This is a genomic window from Actinoplanes sp. NPDC019969, assembly GCF_055562375.1.
Genome location: NZ_JBVHFK010000014.1, coordinates 175,483 through 192,345, shown reverse-complemented (window position 1 = coordinate 192,345; position 16,863 = coordinate 175,483). Strand labels below are relative to the sequence as shown.

Annotated in this window: 18 protein-coding genes; 4 read left to right on the top strand and 14 right to left on the bottom strand. The window is 70.1% G+C overall.

The window, feature by feature from the left end:
* Positions 1–2: 2 nt before the first annotated feature.
* From ACZ3II_RS35625 to ACZ3II_RS35585, 9 genes are all read right to left on the bottom strand, one after another.
* A complete protein-coding gene (locus tag ACZ3II_RS35625) occupies positions 3–362 on the bottom strand; it encodes a DUF6086 family protein (protein WP_465523696.1) in 360 nt (119 codons plus the stop codon).
* A 7-nt stretch (positions 363–369) separates the two neighbouring features.
* Positions 370–675 (bottom strand): hypothetical protein, encoded by a 306-nt coding sequence (locus tag ACZ3II_RS35620; protein WP_465523694.1) that lies wholly within the window; start codon positions 673–675, stop codon positions 370–372.
* A gap of 22 nt (positions 676–697) precedes the next feature.
* The gene (locus ACZ3II_RS35615) at positions 698–1,345 is read right to left on the bottom strand and encodes a pentapeptide repeat-containing protein (RefSeq protein WP_465523934.1); all 648 of its coding nucleotides are present in this window, start codon (positions 1,343–1,345) and stop codon (positions 698–700) included.
* On the bottom strand, positions 1,326–3,329 hold the full coding sequence (locus ACZ3II_RS35610) for a hypothetical protein (RefSeq protein WP_465523692.1): 2,004 nt from the start codon (positions 3,327–3,329) through the stop codon (positions 1,326–1,328). The genes ACZ3II_RS35615 and ACZ3II_RS35610 overlap by 20 nt, the downstream gene beginning before the upstream one ends.
* Positions 3,326–3,685 carry a DUF6507 family protein gene (locus tag ACZ3II_RS35605; RefSeq protein ID WP_465523690.1) on the bottom strand — a complete coding sequence of 120 codons (360 nt, stop codon included), beginning with the start codon at positions 3,683–3,685 and terminating at the stop codon, positions 3,326–3,328. The genes ACZ3II_RS35610 and ACZ3II_RS35605 overlap by 4 nt, the downstream gene beginning before the upstream one ends.
* A gap of 57 nt (positions 3,686–3,742) precedes the next feature.
* Entirely contained in the window at positions 3,743–4,048 is a 306-nt protein-coding gene (locus tag ACZ3II_RS35600) for a pore-forming ESAT-6 family protein (RefSeq protein WP_043522708.1), read from the bottom strand.
* A gap of 97 nt (positions 4,049–4,145) precedes the next feature.
* Positions 4,146–4,481, bottom strand: a complete 336-nt coding sequence (locus tag ACZ3II_RS35595; RefSeq protein ID WP_465523688.1) for a hypothetical protein — start codon at positions 4,479–4,481, stop codon at positions 4,146–4,148.
* 94 nt (positions 4,482–4,575) lie between these two features.
* Entirely contained in the window at positions 4,576–4,902 is a 327-nt protein-coding gene (locus ACZ3II_RS35590) for a hypothetical protein (protein WP_465523686.1), read from the bottom strand.
* 36 nt (positions 4,903–4,938) lie between these two features.
* Complete coding sequence (locus ACZ3II_RS35585; RefSeq protein ID WP_465523684.1) at positions 4,939–5,793, bottom strand: PSP1 domain-containing protein; 855 nt, start codon at positions 5,791–5,793, stop codon at positions 4,939–4,941.
* A gap of 922 nt (positions 5,794–6,715) precedes the next feature.
* Between ACZ3II_RS35585 and ACZ3II_RS35580 the strand changes: the two genes are divergently transcribed.
* Positions 6,716–7,834, top strand: coding sequence for a hypothetical protein (locus ACZ3II_RS35580; RefSeq protein WP_465523682.1), 1,119 nt, complete (start codon positions 6,716–6,718; stop codon positions 7,832–7,834).
* Positions 7,835–8,091: 257 nt separating this feature from the next.
* On the opposite strand, the gene ACZ3II_RS35575 is transcribed toward ACZ3II_RS35580, so the two are convergent.
* From ACZ3II_RS35575 to ACZ3II_RS35565, 3 genes are all read right to left on the bottom strand, one after another.
* A complete protein-coding gene (locus ACZ3II_RS35575) occupies positions 8,092–8,706 on the bottom strand; it encodes a hypothetical protein (protein ID WP_465523680.1) in 615 nt (204 codons plus the stop codon).
* Between the two features lie 79 nt (positions 8,707–8,785).
* Entirely contained in the window at positions 8,786–9,082 is a 297-nt protein-coding gene (locus ACZ3II_RS35570) for a hypothetical protein (RefSeq protein WP_465523678.1), read from the bottom strand.
* Between the two features lies 1 nt (position 9,083).
* Positions 9,084–9,410: a YbaB/EbfC family nucleoid-associated protein gene (locus ACZ3II_RS35565; RefSeq protein ID WP_465523676.1), complete on the bottom strand. Its 327-nt coding sequence runs from the start codon at positions 9,408–9,410 to the stop codon at positions 9,084–9,086.
* 210 nt (positions 9,411–9,620) lie between these two features.
* On the opposite strand from ACZ3II_RS35565, the gene ACZ3II_RS35560 reads away from it, so the two are divergent.
* Positions 9,621–10,808, top strand: a complete 1,188-nt coding sequence (locus tag ACZ3II_RS35560; protein WP_465523674.1) for a DNA polymerase III subunit delta' — start codon at positions 9,621–9,623, stop codon at positions 10,806–10,808.
* 34 nt (positions 10,809–10,842) lie between these two features.
* Here the strand turns inward: ACZ3II_RS35560 and ACZ3II_RS35555 are convergent, their stop codons facing one another.
* A complete protein-coding gene (locus ACZ3II_RS35555) occupies positions 10,843–11,907 on the bottom strand; it encodes an endo-1,4-beta-xylanase (protein ID WP_465523672.1) in 1,065 nt (354 codons plus the stop codon).
* Positions 11,908–12,065: 158 nt separating this feature from the next.
* Here ACZ3II_RS35555 and ACZ3II_RS35550 point away from each other — a divergent pair, with 158 nt between their 5' ends.
* Complete coding sequence (locus ACZ3II_RS35550; RefSeq protein WP_465523670.1) at positions 12,066–13,340, top strand: SGNH/GDSL hydrolase family protein; 1,275 nt, start codon at positions 12,066–12,068, stop codon at positions 13,338–13,340.
* Positions 13,341–13,453: 113 nt separating this feature from the next.
* Here ACZ3II_RS35550 and tmk read toward each other — a convergent pair whose 3' ends face one another.
* Positions 13,454–15,547, bottom strand: coding sequence for a dTMP kinase (gene tmk / locus ACZ3II_RS35545; RefSeq protein WP_465523668.1), 2,094 nt, complete (start codon positions 15,545–15,547; stop codon positions 13,454–13,456).
* A 110-nt stretch (positions 15,548–15,657) separates the two neighbouring features.
* On the opposite strand from tmk, the gene ACZ3II_RS35540 reads away from it, so the two are divergent.
* Entirely contained in the window at positions 15,658–16,863 is a 1,206-nt protein-coding gene (locus ACZ3II_RS35540) for an amino acid deaminase/aldolase (RefSeq protein WP_465523666.1), read from the top strand.

The window sequence follows — 16,863 nt, the reverse complement described above, 5'->3', positions numbered from 1 at the left end:
GCTCAGGGCGCCGGGCGCATCGCGTGCGTGGTCGCCCGGTCCACCAGTTCCTCAACGTTCGCCGGCGCGTCGATCCGAGTCCGCGTCGCGGCGTAGTGCACGGCGACGCAGGTTTCCACGGTCCCGCTCAGGAGCAACCGCGAAATGGGATGACCGGTAGTAGCCAGCATGCCGAGCAGGTGACGGACGAAGGCCTCGAAAACCGGCAGGTCGATCTCGATCTCGTCGTCGACCGGTTCGTCCACGCCGCTCGGCACTCCGGTGACCTCCGAAATAGCGGCCACTTGCGCTTGAAAGAGCTGCGCAACACGAAGCGCGGGATCCCAGATGATCTCGCCGTCGACGCAGACGTTCTTGCCCATCCGTCCTTTACCTGCCATCGCGTAGGTAGTCGGCTATCGGGATGTCATCGTCGAACCCGTCAGCCCACAGACTGATCTCGCGGTAACCCGCGATCTCCTCGTAGTCTTCTTCGTCGCTGAACTTGACCACCAGTTCCTCGCCGGCGGTATCCACCAGGAACTTCCACAGCGCCCGGGTCATCTCCGCGTCGTCCGAGGTCAATCGGTCCACGAGAGCAAAGCCGGTAAGTCGGCCGTCGGCGGTTCTGAGGCGCTTGCCCAAGGCCAGCGTCAGCCGTCGTGCCGGACAAACCAGGTGACCCGTCACGCTCATCAGGTGACTCCCATCAGATCCACTATCGGGGGCGCGGCGTCAGGACCTGCACCTGAGCACCGCGTGCGGCGAACCATTGCTCGAGTTCGGCGCCGCGCAACTCATGTGGCGTCGCACCATTTTCATCGACCAGCGTCACCGACCCGGACATGGTGCCCTGAAGACCTTGGATTACGGTCAGCGCAGTCATCCGGACGGCGAAGGCGGTTCCTTGCAAGACGGCGTTGGACAAGTCGGCGCCACTGAAATCGGTATCCTCCACCGAAGCGGCCACGAATCTCGCGCCTCGGAGACTCGCCTGCCGGGCGTCCACGTCGTACACCGAGGAACTGGACAGATCGGCGCCGTCGAGCCGAGCGCGGCACAACCGGGCGTCATCCAACGTCGCCCTTGTCAGGCTTGCCCCGGTGAGGTCGGCGTCGGATAGATCGGCCGCCTCGAGGTGCGCACGATGCAACTCGACGCCGCGCAGCAGAACGGAACTCAGCTTGGCATACGTCAACCAAGCCTCACTGAAGTCCGCACCTGACAGGTCGGCGCCACGCAGATCCACGCTGATCGCGTTGAACGGCTCGTCCGCCGACTGCAGCCATGCCTCGAGCCGCCGAGCAGCCTCAGCATCAGACGGCAGCCGAGCCGGCCTCCACGGGTCACGGATACCAGGAGACATGATCACCCCAACTATTCTGCTCTACGGCGTCCTTGATGTAGTCGATCGCCTCCTGGTTGGCATTTCGGGTGTCAATGACGACATCCCTCTGCTTCACGAAGATCTGGCGTTCGATCTTTCTGACGAATCGTTCGGCAGCTTCCGGATTATTACGGGGGTCAACTGCTTCCGGGAATGGTGCGGTCGGATCACTGGGCCTTGATCCCGGGGGCCAGCCGGAATGCAGACCTTTGATGTCGTAGTGCTTCCCGTTGCTCGGCGATATGAACTCGCCCTGATCAGCCACGGTCGGACGCTCGATATCACTGGGCAGACCGCCCGATTCTCGAAGGTCGAGGCCGATACGGGCCTCCTCCTTGGAGTCTGGACCAATCTTGCCGTGTTTGTCTGGATCACGCTGCATCGCATCGAAATCTTCGGGATATCGATGCTCCAGCTCATTCAGCCTGTTATTAACAGCGCTACGCTCTGCGTCCGTGAGTTCTCGGTGAGGGACGTCATATCGATCGCGTGGTTCGAATCTGTTGTTTCCGTCAGTGCCCGAACCACTGTCATCGGGGTCGACATGTTTACCGACGGGATCGCCCACCCCCGAATCGCTGCGCGCGGGGACGCTGTCGCCGGCAGCGTTCGGTTCTGATCCGCTCGGGATCGGATCGCCGACGCTCGGCCGGTTACCCCTCGAACCGTCGAGGTCAGGGACATGGCCGCCGCCGGAGTTGTTGCCGGAGTCCATGTTGAAGGTGTTGGGGCCGCGCTGGGGTGGCATGTCCACGTCGAAGTGGTGACCGCCGCTCCCCGGGAAGCCGTCAGCGAAAGCGGGGATCGGGCCGAAGTTGAACTTCGGGATGTGGATGTTGAGTTTGTTGCTGATGTTGGTGGCGATCTGGGCCGCGCTCGGCAGGTTGTCGATCCAGTTGCCGGTGCGGATCAGGCCGCTGCTGATCTTTGCCGCGGTGGCGCTGTTGTGGAGCACGGTGGCGGCGGTTCCGGCGCCGCGCAGGCTCGCGCCGGCGCCCTTGGTGCCGATGACGGCGGACACGATGTTGAAGGTGGCCATGCCCGCGGCGCGAGCGTTGTCCTCGCCCCACTCGTCGTACGCGATGATGCTCTTCCCCGCGCCGAGCAGCAGGTTTCCCGCGCCGCGGCGGTCGAAGCCGGGCATGCCGGCGGTCTGGTCGATGGTGATGGTGATCGGGTTGCTGTAGACGACGAGGGCGTACCCGAAAGTTCCGACGCCTTTCCAGGCGTTGCCGGCGTTCGACCAGCTCCATCCTCCGGTCTCCGGGTCGCGGCCGATCAGCGAGCCGAGGTCGCCGACCATGGTCTCGAAGCTTTCGCCGATGCCGCCGAAGTATTCGCCGACGTCGCCGAAGAAGCCCCGGTCGTGGTCCTCGGAGTCGCCCCACGGCAGCACGCCGTCCTCACCGGAGGCGGCGTTGAGCACGTCGGCAGCGAAACCGTACTCGCCGTCCTGGACCTGGCCGTCGCCGTTCTCGGCGCGGTACTGCCGGCCGCCGTACAGCGCATTGATCGTGTTGGCGCACCGGCGCTGCGCCTCGAAGAACGCGGCGACCTGGGTGTTGACCGCCTGGATCAGGCCGTTGTGCTGGTCGACCTTGCCCTCGTCCTCGCGCCAGTCGTCGTCGCCGGTGACCGAGTCCACGAAACCGCCGGCCTGCGACTGCAGACTCGCGAGCTGCCGTTTGATCTCGGCGACCTCGGTGGCGTACGCGGTGAGCGCCGCACCGACCCCCTCGATGTCCTCACCGACCGAACCGGACACGCTCTGCACCGGCCCGGTGGCCGCGAACAGCTGCGCCGCCTCCGGTGCCCGGTAGAAAGCGGCCAAACCCTGCCAGGTCGCGTTGACCCGCTGGCCGGTGTCGGCGAAGTCACCGCCGACCTTGGTGATGGCGCCCGCGTGCCCGGCGAGGGCCTCCATGTCGCCGGGGATCTGCGGGATCTCGGCCGGATTGATCATTCGGCCATCGCCCGGCCCGGTCCGCGCGGCAGGACCGCGGCCGGATCCGGTGCAGCGGTCGCCGAGGCCTGGGCGTTTCCGGCCATCTCCAGGTCGCCGTCGACATAGGCGTTGGTCGCCTGGGCGGCGGCGTTGAGACAGGCGTTGGTACGGGTGAACACGAACTCGATGTCCGATTTCGCCGACTCGAAGAACCCCGCGATCGCCTCGCCCACGATGCCGGAGCTGCACTGGGCGCCTGCCCCCTGCACCGCGGCGTTGAGGCTGGTCATGTGGCCGTCGAACTCCATGGCGACCCCTTGGGTCCGGGTCAGCACCCCGCGAACTCCATGGGGGGAGATGTCCCACGCGCTCACGCTCGTGCTCCCTCACTGTCGATCGGCGTCAGCCTCGCGCCGATGGATCGGAGTCGGTCAGCCGATGCCCTGCACGGCCGCCCGGGCCCGCGCGAGGGTCGTCCCGGCGGTCTCGTCGTTGCGCACCATGGTGGTCTTGACCAGGTCGATGATCTGCCGGACCTCGTTGGCGGCCCGGTTCCACCGGTCCTCGACCGTCCGGTACTCCTCGGAGACACCGTCGGCCTGGAAATCCGACATGGCGGCGGCGACGTCCGCGCTGCGCTGGGCGATGGTGGCCTCCAGGCGGGCGATGATGCCCGCGAGGTCGCCCTGTACCTGCTGGGACGTACCGGTGTCGAAGCTGCGGCGGTCCAACGTCATTGATCGATGCCTCTCGTCTCGGCGAAAGCCGGAGGATCACGGAAAGCCGAATGGCTCAGGGAGAGCCGAATGGCTCGGGGAAGGCAGAGCCGCCGGCTCAGCGCAGGCCGGAGAACCGGGCCGAATCGAAATTCGCGGAACCCTGCGCCGACGACGCGTTGTCGGCCATCTCGGTGTCGCCCTGGCCGAACGCGGTGTCCATGCCGCTCTGCCCGCCGAGGATCGCGGTGAGCGACGAGTTGAGCTCGGCGGTGATCGCGTCGGCGTTGGCCTTGAAGCCGTCGAACGCCTGACGGCCCGCGCCGTTGAAGTTGCCCTGCAATGGCTCGGCCGCGACGATCAGCTGCCGGATCAGCGCGCCGAGGTCGTCCGAGGCGCCCTGTGTCTGCCGTGCCAGATTGCCCAGCGTGGGTGTTCCCATGTCGAACTTCATGCCGCTCCCTCACTGCCCGGGTCGGATGCGCGGACCATCGTAGCCGCTCGATGCGACACTGCGTGTCCCCCCGGTCACGCAGTCGATCATGAAGTCAGGACGCGGCGGCCCAGAGGAAGAGTCCGGCGACCGTGACCATCGAGCCGGCCAGCGCCGCCAGCGTCCCCGCCGCGAAGGCCGACCCGAGCCGGCGCGACAGCGGGATCGCGACCAGCGACGCCATCAGCAGCGAGGCGCCGAGGAACACCAGGGCCAGCACGAACAGCAGCTCGGCCGTGTCCTTGGCGGTGAAGCAGAAATTGCTGGTGTCATCACAGGAACTGTCCTCGCGGGGCAGCCGGGCGTTGATGAACAACACGACGGCGATGACGGCATACCAGCCGGAGGCGACGAGGAAGGTCTTTCCATAGCGTGATCCCACGCCGCCGGATTGTGCCCCGGAGGGTCAAGCGCTTTGCTACGGCGTACCCGGGGAGGGGTTGTAATGGGTGTCGTGAGCCTGGCGGGGCGCGCAGACCGAGGCCCGGGAGCAGGAGCAGCGGGAGCCGTCGGCATCCAGACGGACCACCACCGAGTCCTTCGGGACGCTGTGCGCGACGACCCGGCCGTCGCCCTCGGGAGTCGTCACGCGGCTGCCGACGGCCGGGGCGGAGGCCTGGAACTGCTGGTAGAGCGGGTGCTCGTATTTCAGGCAGCACATCAGGCGGCCGCACGCGCCGGAGATCCGCAGCGGGTTGAGCGGCAGGTCCTGATCTTTGGCCATGCGGATGGTGACCGGTTCAAAATCGGTCAGGAAGGTGGCGCAGCACAGGTCCCGGCCGCACGAGCCGATGCCGCCCTGGACCCGGGCCGAGTCACGGGCGGAGAGCTGGCGCAGCTCGACCCGGCAGTGCAGGGTGGCGCCCAGGTCGCGGACCAGGGAACGGAAGTCGACCCGGTGCGGCGCGGTGAAATAGATCGTGGTGCGGGCGCCGCCGTTGCCCGGCGCGTCGAGGACGTGGTCCACGGCGACGACCTTCATCGGCAGCTCGTGCGCCTTGATCAGTTTCTTCGCGGCGACCTTGGCCTCGGCTTTGCGCTTGCGCAGGGTCTCGTCGCGGCGCAGGTCGACGTCGGCGGCGAGACCGACCACTTTCGGAAAACCCGAGGTGTCCTCGTCGACCCATTGCGGCGCCCAGACGCACTCCGCCACCTCGGGACCGTCATCGGTGGGCACCAGAACGCGATCACCGACGGCCGGGGTGAAGCCGGCCGGATCAAGGTAGTAGAGGCGGCCGTACCGGTTGAAACTGACCGCGCACAGCATGCCCATGCGACCAACCCTACGACGCTTCGGCAGCCGCACCAAATGCCGGATTTGAACTACCCGCGAGGGTTGTCGCATAGATGCCGCGCAACCGCCCCAATCGACCCTCGTTGGCCAGTCCCGTAGACGCCCCACGGCTCGAAAGGACCCCTCACCCATGACTCCCAGGTCGGTGGCCGCCAGTGTCGTAGCGCTCGGACTCGCGGGCACGCTGACGGTTCCGCCACCGGCCTTCGCCGCCCCGCAGACGTGCGCCCGGCCGGACCACTACGCGGCCCAATCCGGCGCCGAACTGCTCCGCATCGACCGGCTCGACCTCGGCCCGGCGGCACGGTCCGGCAAGGGCGGTGGTTCCGGTTCTTCACCACCGCTTGCGGGTACGGGGGAAAGCCGCCCCGATTCACCGAAGAGCGGTGCGGGCGGCTCTGGTGGGGAGCATGTGGCCCGTACGTTGCCCGCCTGGAAGAACCCGCCCGCCGACAGGCCCGGCCGCGGTTCCGACAACCGGAACACTGACGGCACCAGCAGCGGGTCCGGCGGTCAGAGCACGGGTGAGGTGATCGGTGAACCCCTCGGCGCCGGCGGCCAGGGCTCGGGCGAGGTGATCAATGAACCGCTTCGCGCCGGTGGTCAAGGCGCGGGTGAAGTGATCGCCGAGCCCGTTGGCGCCGGTGGCCGCGAACCGGGCGTGGGCAGAGTGATCGGGCAGCCTGACGGTGACACGGCCGGCAGGGGCCAGCGCGGCGCGACGGATGCCCCCGAGGCGCCGGCGGTGAGGAGAAATGCAGCGGCTGGGGAGCAGGGAGCCGGGGCAGGGAAGCCGGGTGCCGGGGCTGTCGAGCAGCGACCCGGGGCGGAGAAGCCGGGCGCCGGGCCCAGGGAGCAGCGGTCCGGGGCGGGCAAGCGGGGTGCTGAGGCCGGTGGGCAGGTGGTCGGCGATGTCGGGTTCGGGGACGCGCGCAGCGTTCTGATCGCCGATGGGCCGGTCAACTCGGGGGGTGCGGCGCGGATCCTGAACGGGCGGGTCGCCGGGGCGGAAGATGCCGATCTGGTGATTCAGCAGGCGCCGCCGGTCAGCCCGAAGGCGAACGAACGGCGTACCGGGTCGAAGAAGTTCGGACCGGTGAAGGTCGGCGCCGGGGCGCTGATGGCCCGGGCGGCATGGGCGGCCGGCATGGAGTGCGATCCGGAGAACGGGGACGCCGCGGCGGCGTCGGCCGAGATCAGCCGGGTCACCGTGGCCGGGGGTGGGAGTGGGGCGCTGGTACGCGTACCGGAAAGGATCTCCAGCCGCAGCAGCACCGCCCTGCGGCAGCGAGCGGGAACCGCGCAGACCGTGGCGTCGGCGACGATCACCGGCGGGCGGATCAGCCTGGTCGACAACGAGGTCCGGATCCGGCTGCTGCGTGCCCCGGAACTGCGGGTCAGCATGACCGCGGACCGGCAGAGCCGGGTCGATTACCAGCCGGCGATCGTGGAGGTCAGCAGCCGCGGCGGCAAACAGACCCGGTTGACCACAGCCGGTGATCACATCGACGTCACGCTGAGTGAAGAAATGCGCCCGCTGGAGTCACTGCCGGCACCGCTCGGACCGGCCACGAAACTGCCGTTGCCGAAGATTCCGGAGCTTCCGGCCATCGGCGAACCGGAGAACGCGCTCGCGCCCACCGCCAAGCCAGGCTCGACGTTGCGGATCTCGCTCGGCGAGGTTCGCCAGGCACGTGCGGGGGACGCGATCGCGGCCCGCGCGACGGCGATCCGGATGACGCTGGTGCGCAATGAGAACAAAGCGGACAGCAAGGCCGATCGGGTACCGTCCGGTGTGGTCGCCGACCTCGGCATCGGCATGCTGGAGGCCGCTGCGGTCGCCCCGAAAGGTGGCGGTTCCGGGCAGGGCGTCTCGTCCGCGGGCAGCGGCGCCGGCATCGCCGGTCTCCCGATCACCGGCCCGCGTGTGATCACGTTGTTCATCGCCGGCGCCGGCCTGATCCTCGGCGGCATCTGCGCGGTGGCCCTCACCTCACGCCGCCGTCGCAACGAACCCTGACGGCAGACAGCCACATCGGACAGAGCCGCCGGCCCGCGGAGCCGAACGCGCTCCCGTTCCGTTTCCGCAGCACCACAACGAGATCAAACAGCGGAAAGCCGCGTTTGCTCGGCGGCGTTGGGAACCGTTTGGCCGCCGCGCTCCGGGTCCGCGTTTCGGGTGTCGATGTCACAGCCACGGCGCTCGGTCGGTGACTCGATCAGGCGCCCTTCAACCGCCACGACGAAGATCGGCCCCGAACCCACGAGGAACGCTCGTCAACCGTTCAGCGGCGACCGTGGTGATTGCAGGTCGGTGGAACTGCCGAGGAGTTCTTCCGCGCGGTCGTAGCTGTCGGCGACCGTACGAAGCAGAATTGCGCCGATCGCTGCCGCAGCGGAAGCCGTATCGGCCGGCGGGTGTGGGCCGCGGGTGAGGACCAGGGCTTCGGTGGTACGGGACACGTCAGCCAGCACGTTCGCCAAGTCGTCGCGGGTGCGCAGCATCCAGCCGGCCAGATCGTCGGCGAGGTCCGCTGTCGCCTCCATCCGCTGGGCGAGGCTGCCGGCGCCGGCGTTGAGATGTTCGGCGGTGCGGCAGCGGGCCTGATCGTAGGCTTCGGCCGCGGCACCCGACCAGGCGCCCGGCCCCGGCAGTGCGTCGGCCAGGCTCGCATAGACCCGGGCATCTGCTCGCAATTCGGGCGCGGTCTCCAGGATCGCCGCCGGTCGCAGCGCCGCGACCGCCCGCGCCGCGTCGCCGGGCAGTAGCCGTACCCGGCGCAGCTCGGCCCAGACCTCGTGCCCACCGGGGGCGCCGACCGTGGAGAGCACCTCGTCAACCCGGCTCAGCAGCGGTCGCGCCGCATCAAGCAGCTCATCCAACTGGTCCATCACAGATCCTGCGGTCGAGGGAGAGGACCACACGCGCAAAAGGCGCGCGGAAGCGGATCGCGCGGGATGTGGAAGGGCATCAGAGGCCTCGCAAGAAGCGGCGCCGGACCAGATCGTCCGTCTCCGTGTAGCCGTGGGTGGTGGCGCGGACCGACTGCGCCAGATCGGCCAGCTCACTGGCCGCGTCGGCGGCTTCGCGGGCGCGGGCGGCGAGCACCGCCGACCAGCCGGCGTAGAGGGCGCGGCCGATCCGGCCCGGGCGGCCGGTGTCGTCGGCGCCGAAGATCGCGGCGGCGGGCACCAGCTCTGGCAGGCGTCGGTCCATGATGGCCAGAGCCTCGGCGGCATGGTCGATCTGGTCGGCGAGCCGGTCCACGTCAGTGCTCCTCAAGCGTCCGCAACGATCCGAAAATCTCACCGTGCAACTTCTCGCGCGCCCAGCGGGCGGCCTCGGCCGCGCTGGTCACGACGGCGCGCATCTCGCGGGCGAACTCGGATGGCTCGCGATGGCGCAGTCCATCGTGGATGCGCACGTCGACGATTTCGCCCGCGGCGGTCACCACCACCTCGATCGACTGGTCCGGCGAATGCACCGACACGGTGTGGGCGGCGACCGCTTTCTCGAAGCCGGCGTGCAGATCCTCGACGCGCCGGTACCGCTCGATCGCCTCGTCGATCCACGCCTCGTCGATCTCGCGGGCCATCCATGGCTCCTCACCGCGCGTCATGTCGCCGTCGCGTTCCGGGTTGAGAACCTACCCGCTTCAGTGACCACCCCGCTACGGCCTGGCGTCCTTTGTGGATAACTTCAGCGCTGACCACACAGCGTCACAAAAAGCACTAAGTCGACTACGATAAGTGATCAACTCGTACCGGTGAGGGTTTCTGTCGGGCCCTCGCAATACCATCACCGGGTGAGTGTCTTCTCCGATCTGGTGGGCCAGGACGAGCCGGTCGGGACGCTGCGCCGGGCCGCCGCAGCGGCGGCCCGGATCATGGCCGGCGACCCGGACCCGGGCGGGATGACCCATGCCTGGATCTTCACCGGCCCACCCGGCGCCCGCCGCACGGTCGCGGCCCGGGCGTTCGCGGCGGCTCTGCAGTGCGAGCGGGACGGCACCGGCTGCGGCGAGTGCCACGGCTGTCACACCACGCTCGTCGGCACTCACGCCGACGTGCACGTGGTGACGACCGAGGGGCTCAGCATCGGGGTCAAGGAGACGCGGATGCTGGTGTTGCGGGCGGCCAGCGCGCCGTCCGGCAGCCGCTGGCAGGTGGTGATCGTCGAGGATGCCGACCGGCTCGGCGAGCGGGCGAGCAATGCGCTGCTCAAGGCCATCGAGGAGCCGTCGCCGCGGACCGTCTTCCTGCTCTGCACGCCGTCGGTGCACCCGGACGACATCATGGTGACGATCCGTTCCCGGTGCCGGGTGGTGCCGCTGGCGCAGCCGTCGGCGTCGGCGCTGGCCGCGTTCCTGGTGCAGCGGCACGGCATGACGCCGGAGCAGGCCGGTTGGGCCGCGGCCGCCGCGCAGGGCGACATCGAGCGGGCCCGGCAGTTGGCCGCCGATCCGGAGGCCCGCGGCCGGCGGGAGGACGTGCTGGCCATTCCCCGGCGGCTGACCAGCATCGGCGCCTGCTTCGAGGTCGCGGCGAAACTGGAGACGGCGACGAAACAGGAGGCGGCCAACGCGGTCGCCGAGCTCGACGCGGGAGAGCGAGCGGCGCTGGAGCGTGCGCTCGGCGCGGGCGGCACGGGCAAGGGCGCGACGTCGGCGATGCGCGGGGCGGCCGGGCAGCTCAAGGAGCTAGAGCGCACCCAGAAGGCGCGGGCCACCCGGTCGCAGCGGGACGCGCTGGACCGGGCGCTGCAGGACCTGATCGGTTTCTACCGGGACGTGCTGGTCACCTCGTTGCGCGCGCCGGTGGCGGTGGTGCACAGCGATCTGGCCGCGGTGTCCTCGGCGGCGGCGGAGAAGTGGTCGCCGGAGAGCACGCTGCGCCGGCTGGAGGCGGTCCTGGCCTGCCGGGACGAGATCGACCGGAACGTGAAACCCCAGGTCGCCCTGGAGGCGATGATGACCACCCTGTGGAAGGGCTGATCACCAACGCCGCCAGGGCGGCGGAGGAGCCGGGTCAGCGGCGGCCGAGCAGGTAGGTGTTGCGCAGCGCGTGGTACGCGGGCTTCGGCTGCAACTGCTCGTCGAACGGGGTCGCCGAGCCCTCACCGTCGAAGACGCCCGGCACCCAGGAGTACTTGTCGGTGAATCCCCAGACCGTGTAGGACACGCAGTGCCGGGTCAGCAGGCAGGCCTGCAGCAGGCTGGTGAAGCCCTGCGCCTGCGCCTGCACCTTGATCTGGTCGGCGGGGAGCTGCATGCGGACGTCGACCTCGGTGAACGCGGTCTGCACCCCGAGCGCGTCGAAGCGGCGGAGGTTCGGCAGCACGGTGTCCGGGATGCCGTACTGCAGGGCCAGGTGCCCCTGGATGCCGTACCCGTGCACGGGAACGCCCTGCGCCCGCAGCTTCTTGGTCAGGTTGTAGTAGGCGTCGCTCTTCGCGTTGACGCCCTCGTTGTTGTAGTCGTTGAGGTACAGCTTCGCCTTCGGGTCGGCCTCGTGCGCCCAGCGGAACGCGTCGGCGATGTAACCGGGGCCGAGCGCCCGCAGCCAGATGGTGTCGCGCCAGGTCCCGTCGTCGTTGAACGCCTCGTTCACCACGTCCCACTGGTAGACCTTGCCCTTGAAGTGCCGGACCTGGGTGTGGATGTGGTCGCGGAGGATCCGGCGCAGCTCGGCCGGGGTGAAGGCTTCCTCGGTGAGCCAGGCCGGGTTCTGGTTGTGCCAGACCAGCGTGTGCCCGCGGACGACCTGACCGTTGGCGCGGGCGAAGTCGACCAAGCGGTCGGCCGCGGCCCAGTCGTACTTGCCGCGTTCCGGTTCGACGGCTTCCCACTTCATCACGTTCTCGGCGGTCACGCTGTCGAACTCGCGCGCGACGGCCGCCCGGTACGCCGCGTCGTCGGCCAGCGCGGTCATGTCGACGGCGGTGCCGATCCGGACGCCGGTCCCCCGTGCCGCGGCCCGCAGCGACGCGGGGTCGACCGCCGCCGAGGGGTCAGCCACGGCGGGCGCCGCGCCACTCACGGCGGCGGCCACGGCCACTAGCAGGCCGGCCAGCACGGTACGTCGCTTTCCCATCAGCCCTCCCGAAAGTTTCGATCAACGTCCGAAACATTAGGCGCACTCACCGACGGACGTCAATGCGCGATCTCGGAAACGGCCTCTTGACTGCCTTTGTCGATCCGCCATACGTTACGGACGATCGTTCCTCCGTTTCCGAAACTTTCGGAGTGCTCATGTCGACTCGCCGCGAGCTCCTGGTCCTGGCTTCCGGCGCCGCGATCGCCGGCGCCGCCGTTCCCCAGCTGGTGCTCGCCGGGGGCCGTGACGACGGCTGGACCGCCTCCTGGGCCGCCGCGCCGACCACCGTCCCGCCCGGCGCCCCGCTGACCCTGTCCGGCCAGACCGTTCGCCAGGTGGCGCACCTCAGCTCCGGCGGCAGCCGGATCCAGCTGCGGCTCACCAACGAGTTCGGCACGGCGCCGCTGCGGATCGGCGAGGTACGCGTCGCGATCCGAGCCGGCGCGGGCGCGGGCGCGAGCACCGACGCCCGGCCGGGCACCGACCGCCCGGTCACCTTCGGCGGGCGGTCCTCGGTCACCGTGCCGGCCGGCGCGCCCCTGGTCAGCGACCCGATCGCGCTGTCCGTCCGGGGTGGGGACGACCTGCTGGTCAGCATCTACCTGCCGGACCCGACGCCGGTGACCACGGTGGCCGCCTTCGCCTTCCAGGAGAACGCGCTGGCCGCCGGCAACGTCACCGCGGCCCGGCGGATCACGCCCACCGGCACGGTCACGCAGTACCTGTTCCTCTCCGGGGTGAGCGTGCACGGCGGCGCCGGGGCGGTCGTCACCCTCGGTGACTCGATCACCAACGGGGCGAACACCGAGACGAACGCCAACCACCGCTGGCCGGATCATCTGGCGGCCCGGTTCCGGGCGACCGGCATCCGGCTCGGGGTGGCGAACGTCGGCGTCTCCGGCAACCGGCTGCTGCACGATCCGAACCCGCCGGCCGGGAGCCCGGCCGAGGCGTACGCGGCGTATTTCGCCCAGAGCGGCCTGCGCCGTTTCGACCGCGACGTGCTGGCCCAGCCCGGCGCGACGCATCTGGTGGTGCTGCTCGGAGTGAACGATCTCGGTCACCCGGGCACGGCCGCCCCGCCCGGCGAGGTGGTCTCGGCCGACGACCTGATCTGGGGGCACCGTCAGCTGATCATCCGGGCCAAGCAGGCGGGGCTACGGGCGTACGGTGCGACGATCCTGCCGTTCAAGGACGACACGCTGGGTTTCTACAGCCCGGAGAACGAGCGCAAGCGGTCCGTTCTGAACAGCTGGATCCGGACCTCCGGTGAGTACGACGGGGTGATCGACTTCGACGCCGCGGTGCGCGACCCGGCCGACCCGTTGCGCCTGGCCGCGGCCTACGACAGCGGCGACCACCTGCACCCCAACGACGCCGGCATGGCAGCGATGGCCGCCGCCGTCCCGCTGCGCCTGTTCAAGAGCTGACATCCCAGCGTGTGTAGTTCGGGCGCAAATAACGGCCGAACTACACACGCTGGGCTTGGACGTTGCCATGTGTCGTTGGGGCGCGCATGACGGCCGAACTACACACGCGGGGTTCAGGCGTCGGCGGTGGCGGGGGCCAGGATGGTGGTCAGCCGCTCGGCGACCGTACCGGCGATCTCGTCGACCGGGCGGGACGCGTCCAGCACCAGGTACCGCTTGGGGTCGTTGGCGGCCAGGTCGAGGAACGCGTACCGGACCCGGTCATGGAAGGCACGGGACTCGCTCTCCAGCCGGTCGGTGCCGGCGCCCCGGGCGTCGACCCTGGTCAGGCCCACGTTGGGGTCCACGTCGAGGAGGACGACCAGGTCCGGCTTGAGGCCGCCGGTGGCCCAGGCGGACAGCCAGGAGATCTCCTGGACCGGGAGAGTACGGCCGGCGCCCTGGTAGGCCAGCGAGGAGTCGACGTACCGGTCGCTGATCACCACGGCCCCGCGGGCCAGGGCCGGCCGGACCACCGTGGCGACGTGGTGCGCCCGGTCGGCGGCGTAGAGCAGCGCCTCGGCCCGCGGCGACGGCCCCTCCGGGGTGTCCAGCACCAGTCCGCGGATCCGGGCGCCGATCGCGGTGGCGCCCGGCTCCCGGGTGACGACCACGTCCCGCCCCTGCGCCTTGAGCGCGTCGGCGAGCCGGTTGACCTGCGTCGACTTCCCGGCGCCCTCGCCGCCCTCGAAGACCACGAAGACGCCGGAGCGGGCGAACTCCTCGGGCGGCGACAGCGGCCGGCCGCGCAGCGAGCCGATCAGGTCGGCGAAGACCGGGACGCCCCGTTTGTCGTCCATCTGGCGGAACGAGCCGATGCCGACCCAGATCCCGACGGCGCCGGCCACCAGCAGCAGCACCCGGGTGGCGGAGACGTCGAACGCGACCGGGCCCAGCTCGACCCGCCGGGAGCTGCCCAGACCGACCAGCACACCGGCGAGCGTGATGGCCAGCAGCAGCACGGTCCGCACGCCGATCTGCACGACGGCGAAGACCCGGCCGCGCAGTTCGTCGGCGATCTCGCCGTACAGCAGGGTGGTGCCGGACAGGAACGCCATGCCGGCGCCGGCGCCCACCAGCAGCGCGCCGACCAGCGCCATCGACAGGTGGATGGAGAGGCCGAGGAACATCACCGAACCGCTGGCCAGCACGATGCTCATGCCGAACCAGCGGCGCCGGGAGAGATCCTTGACGATCATCGGGCCGAGGCCGATGCCGAACGCCAGGCCCATGAAGATCACGCCGAAGAGCAGCGAGAAGGCGGCTTCGCCGGCGCCGAGCGAGTACGCGAAGGTACGGGCCGCGCCGATCACCACGCCGCCGGCCGTGAACGCGCCGAAGATGCCCAGGACCAGGCCGCGGACCATCGGGGTCTGTCCGATGAACTTCCAGCCCTCGACGAACTGGGTGGTCATGCTCTGCTCGGCGGCCTTGCGGCGCTCCTCGCTCTTGCCGCCGATCTCGCGGATGCCGAAGAACACCACGATCGCGGTGGCCAGCCGGGACAGCGCGTTGATGTAGAGGGCGATCTGCACCGGCTGTGCCCAGTCCGGCAGGGAGACGCCGGACTGCTGGAGGCCGGCGGTCATCGCGGAGAGCAGCAGCGCCGCCAGGATCGGCGTGATCCCGTACGTGGTGATCAGGGTCAGCTGATTGGAGACCTCGATCTGCGACTTCGGGATCAGGTTGGGGACCGCGGCCTCCTTGGCCGGGATCCAGATCAGCGTGATCGCCTCGCCGATCAGGGTGGCCACGGTGGCCCAGGTGACGGTCAGCGCCGGGGAGCCGCCGAGCAGCGGGACGAGCGGGATCGACCCGTAGATGAAGAAGCGCAGCAGGTCGACGATGACCATGGTGTAGCGGCGGTCGAACCGGTCCGCGAGCACGCCCGCGATCGGGCCGAGGACCAGGGCCGGGAGCAGGCGTACGGCGACGGTCAGGCCGAACGCGGCGCCCTGGGCGGCGGTGTTCTCGAACTGCGCGGAGGCAAAGAGCGCGGTGGCGAGCAGGCCGATCCAGTCGCCGAAGGAGGCGGCCGCGAGCACCAGCCAGAGACGCCGGAAGCCGCGCCGCCGGAGGACCGAGCGGAGGGCCGCGACACCGGTCAGGTCGGCGGGCCCCGGGTCCGGCTGCGTGTCGGTGTTGATGGCCCTACCTCCCGTGGTCATTGCTCGGAGCACTGTAACCGCCCGCCTCACGAGGTGTGGGGCAACCACGAACGGGTGGAGCAGAGATGAATGTCTTTCGCGTTACCTTCGTCACGGGATACCGTGCTCGCGTGCTCACAGACCGCATCGCTCTGCGCCGGCGGCTCGACGGCGCCACCGGCCACCTGGACACCCCGGTCGCCGTGGTGGACCTGGCCGCCTTCGACGACAACGCCGAGCGCCTGACCGCCCGCGCCGGCGGCAAGCCGATCCGGGTGGCCAGCAAGTCGGTCCGCTGCCGGACGCTGCTGGAACGGGTGCTGGCCCGGCCCGGCTGGCACGGCGTGATGGCGTACACCCTGCCGGAGGCGATCTGGCTGGTGCGCACCGGCGTGACCGGCGACGTCCTGGTGGCGTACCCGACGGCCGACCGGGCCGCGCTGCGCGAGCTGGCGTCGGACCCGGTGCTGGCCGCGGCGATCACCCTGATGGTCGACCATCCGTCCCACCTCACTTTGGTCGACCAGGTCGCCGAGCCGGCCGCGCGTCCCCCCGTACGCCTGTGCATCGATCTCGACGCGTCCTGGCGTCCCGCCGGCCCGGTGCACATCGGGGTACGCCGCTCCCCCGTCCACTCGGCCGCCCAGGCCGGGAAACTGGCCGCCACCATCGCCGGCCGCGAGGGATTCCGCCTGGTCGGCCTGATGTGCTACGAGGCGCACATCGCCGGCGTCGGCGACAACCCGCCCGGTCAGGCGCTGCGCGCCCGCGCCATCCGGCTGATGCAGAGCCGGGCGTTGCCGGAGTTGCTGAAGAGACGAGAGGCGGCGGTACGGGCCGTCGCCGCCCACGCCGACCTGGAGTTCGTCAACGGCGGCGGCACCGGCAGTGTGGCCGCGACCAGCGCCGATCCGTCCGTCACCGAGGTCACCGCCGGTTCCGGGCTGTACGGTCCCACCCTCTTCGACACCTACCGCAACTGGCAGCCGGCCCCGGCCGCGTTCTTCGCGCTGTCCGTGGTGCGCCGCCCGGCCCCGCGGATCGCGACCGTGCTGGGCGGCGGCTGGGTGGCCTCCGGCGCGCCCGAGCCGTCCCGTCTGCCGGTCCCGTGGCTGCCCGAGGGCCTGCGGTTCAAGGCCGACGAGGGCGCCGGCGAGGTGCAGACGCCGCTGCTGGGCGCGGCCGCCGAGCAGTTGCGCCCCGGCGACCGGGTGTGGTTCCGGCACGCCAAGGCCGGCGAGCTGTGCGAACACGTCAACGAGCTGCAGCTGGTCGACGGCGGGACAGCCACGCCGGCCCCTACCTACCGGGGAGAAGGCCGTGCCTTCCTGGGCTGA

Excerpts from the sequence above, each read along its gene's own strand:
- ACZ3II_RS35615 (WP_465523934.1), bottom strand. The coding sequence starts at position 1,345 with ATGTCTCCTGGTATCCGTGACCCGTGGAGGCCGGCTCGGCTGCCGTCT.
- ACZ3II_RS35575 (WP_465523680.1), bottom strand. The coding sequence starts at position 8,706 with ATGGACCAGTTGGATGAGCTGCTTGATGCGGCGCGACCGCTGCTGAGC.
- tmk (WP_465523668.1), bottom strand. The coding sequence starts at position 15,547 with ATGACCACGGGAGGTAGGGCCATCAACACCGACACGCAGCCGGACCCG.
- ACZ3II_RS35600 (WP_043522708.1), bottom strand. The coding sequence starts at position 4,048 with ATGACGTTGGACCGCCGCAGCTTCGACACCGGTACGTCCCAGCAGGTA.
- ACZ3II_RS35555 (WP_465523672.1), bottom strand. The coding sequence starts at position 11,907 with ATGGGAAAGCGACGTACCGTGCTGGCCGGCCTGCTAGTGGCCGTGGCC.
- ACZ3II_RS35595 (WP_465523688.1), bottom strand. The coding sequence starts at position 4,481 with ATGAAGTTCGACATGGGAACACCCACGCTGGGCAATCTGGCACGGCAG.
- ACZ3II_RS35565 (WP_465523676.1), bottom strand. The coding sequence starts at position 9,410 with ATGGCCCGCGAGATCGACGAGGCGTGGATCGACGAGGCGATCGAGCGG.
- ACZ3II_RS35585 (WP_465523684.1), bottom strand. The coding sequence starts at position 5,793 with ATGGGCATGCTGTGCGCGGTCAGTTTCAACCGGTACGGCCGCCTCTAC.
- ACZ3II_RS35550 (WP_465523670.1), top strand. The coding sequence starts at position 12,066 with ATGTCGACTCGCCGCGAGCTCCTGGTCCTGGCTTCCGGCGCCGCGATC.
- ACZ3II_RS35620 (WP_465523694.1), bottom strand. The coding sequence starts at position 675 with ATGAGCGTGACGGGTCACCTGGTTTGTCCGGCACGACGGCTGACGCTG.
- ACZ3II_RS35625 (WP_465523696.1), bottom strand. The coding sequence starts at position 362 with ATGGGCAAGAACGTCTGCGTCGACGGCGAGATCATCTGGGATCCCGCG.
- ACZ3II_RS35610 (WP_465523692.1), bottom strand. The coding sequence starts at position 3,329 with ATGATCAATCCGGCCGAGATCCCGCAGATCCCCGGCGACATGGAGGCC.